This window comes from Oscillibacter sp. CU971, assembly GCF_905219725.1.
In the GTDB taxonomy this organism is placed as follows: domain Bacteria; phylum Bacillota; class Clostridia; order Oscillospirales; family Oscillospiraceae; genus Oscillibacter.
Map to the genome: position 1 here is coordinate 1 of NZ_CAJMXG010000325.1, position 2667 is coordinate 2667.

At 49.9% G+C, this 2667-nt stretch carries 2 protein-coding genes; both read left to right on the top strand.

The genetic code is table 11. The annotated features are described in order from the left end of the window. A partial coding sequence (locus tag JX325_RS14830) for a hypothetical protein (RefSeq protein WP_204791847.1) occupies positions 1-263 on the top strand: 263 nt, incomplete at its 5' end. Positions 264-666: 403 nt separating this feature from the next. Then, on the top strand, positions 667-2667 hold a 2001-nt coding region (locus JX325_RS14835), incomplete at its 3' end, for an exodeoxyribonuclease III (protein WP_204791848.1).

Below are 2667 nucleotides of genomic sequence, written 5' to 3' on the forward strand. Positions count from 1 at the left end.
CGTTTATAAATTTGGCGAAAAGCCTGTCTGCCGGTTATGAGATCGACATGAAAATTGAAGAATACGGTTACTTTGTTTCCGTAACCATGTATATGGATTGCGCGACCTATACTGGAGAAGTTAAAAAGATGCTTACAGAGTTGACTATCATGAGCGAAAACATCAGCTTCTTTCTCTCCTCAACAGATCCGTGCGACTTTATTCTCTCCCTGGATTATTTTACCCACGACCATTACGTTTCCGGGAGAAAGGTAGACTATTGACGTAGATTGTGACAACTGACAGACTGGTACAAAACATTATAAAGTCAATAAGTACCGGAAAATCTTTTCACACCCAACGGCATGATATACGAAATCATTTTTAAACCCAAAATGTTTCCTGCGCAGATGTGCGGGAACGAGCGACGGTCAGGAGCGGAAAAGCCACGCCGTCAGGCGTGTTCGACCGGACGCTCTACGTCCGGTCCGGGGCTTGGGGGGACCCCAACGGGCGTATTGGAAAATCCGAAAAGGATATTCCAATACATTGCTCGCCTTTTCCATCGGAACCTTTAACCCTGCCTGCGTCCTCAGAAACAACGCTTTTATTCTGGGCGGTGTATTTGACCGAATCTACTTATAATTACTCCTTGTAGGAACAATTTCCCGCAGGAGGCATACGAGCATGAAAATCGTATCATGGAACGTCAACGGGCTTGCCCGGTGCAGACGGAACGGATTCTTGAAATTCCTGGCAGACGCAAAGCCCGATGTGCTGTGCTGTCAGGAAATCAAGGGGGAGTGCCCGTTGAATGTTCCCGGCTATCTGCTGTTCTGGAACCCGGCGAAACGCTCCAACTACTCCGGGACGCTGGTACTGTCACGGCGGCAGCCCCTCTCCTGCCAGTACGGTCTTGGCATTGACAAGTTTGATGATGAAGGTCGGCTGATTGCGCTGGAATACAAGGACTATTTCATCGTCAATGTTTATGCGCCGAACCTCAACACACATTCGTCCCCCGAACGCCTGGACTTCCGCATGGAATGGGATAAGGCCCTGCGGGAGTTTGTCACGAAACTGTCAAAGCCCGTTATCATGTGTGGTGACTTCAATGTGACACGGGAGTATATCGACATTTACCCTGAGAATCAGAAGAATACGCCGGAGGAGCCCCTGTTTCAATCGGAGGAACGAGCGAGTTTTGAAACACTTCTCTCTGCTGGTTATATTGACGTATTCCGGGCATTTTACCCGCAGAAGGAAGGAGCCTATACCTGGTGGGGACCACGGCCTAAAAGCCGCCAGGAGAATAAAGGCTCCCGGCTGGATTACTTCCTCGTTTCGGGGGAACTGCTGACCTACGTTCAGAGTATCAAGCACCACACGACTACGCTGTGTTCTGACCATTGCCCTATCTCCATCATCCTGGGGGCAATCACTTTTCAGCAGGAAACCACGGATGAAGATATGGCTGTTAAGTGGCGCACGATTGACTGGGCTAAAATGGAGAATGCGCTTTTCCGCAAGCAGAACAAATTGGCCTTCGCCGCCTATAACCGAGATTGGGAAAACGTCAAAATCATGCAGGATAAACTGGTGGCCTCTTATGCCGCCAGGGTGCTGGCTGTTCGCTTCGTTGCCGACACAAATTCAGCGGCGGGAATTGACGGCGTGAAGCTGACCAGTGACGCACAAAAAATGAAAATGGCCTTATCCCTGACCCGCAGAGGATACCAGCCATTACCGAACCGATATGAGAAGGTCACGGAGCGGGGGAAGGAATTGACGTTGCATATCCCCGCCGCCAGGGATAAGGCTATGCTGGTACTGTATTCTTTCTCTCTTGACCCGGTAGCTGAATCCACAGCGGATAAAAAATCCTTTTTTGCCCGTAAAGGCCGCTCGGCTCATGACGCTTACGCTTACATACTTCGGGAGTTGAATCAAGAGAATCCGCCCAAGTTGATCGTCAGGGCCGATGTTGCCGCTTTCTTCGATAACGCTATGCACAACTGGCTCATTGAAAATATTCCAATGGACAAGACGGTGTTGCGGAAATTTCTCCGGGCAGGTGTTGTCAAGGACGGTGAATTGTTTGAAACGAACAAGGGAATTTCCTTTGCGTCCAGCTTGTCCCCTATCCTCGGCAATATGCTGTTGGACGGCCTGCAATCCCATATCTATGACAGTCTTTACCCGATGGGCGGCGTTGATTATTCTAATGGCTGCATGGTCAGGTTTGCCGATGATATAGTAGTCACAGCGAGATCGGTAGAGAGCGCAGAGCGGATTATGCAGTGCGTCAGCGACTTCCTGGCCAGCCGGGGCCTGGGCTTCAATCAGGAGAAAACCTATATCGCCCATATCAGCGAGGGCTTCACGTTTTTGTCATGGCACTTCCAGGAGAAGAAGGGCATTTTAACAGTCGAGCCGACTGACGGCTCCATCAAGAAAATTGAGCGTGAGTTGGAAAACCTGATTTTGAATTTCAAGGGAACACAACGGGCGCTGATTGAGAAGATTAACGACAAGTTGAGCGGATGGGCGGCATATCACCGCAGTACGGACGCCTATATGATTTTTCGCCACATTGACGCTGTTGTTGAGGGCCTGCTTGTCGTGAAGATGTGCCAGAAGTATTCACGCTGGCACAGGGAAACCGTACTGCGGAAATTTTGGATTTAT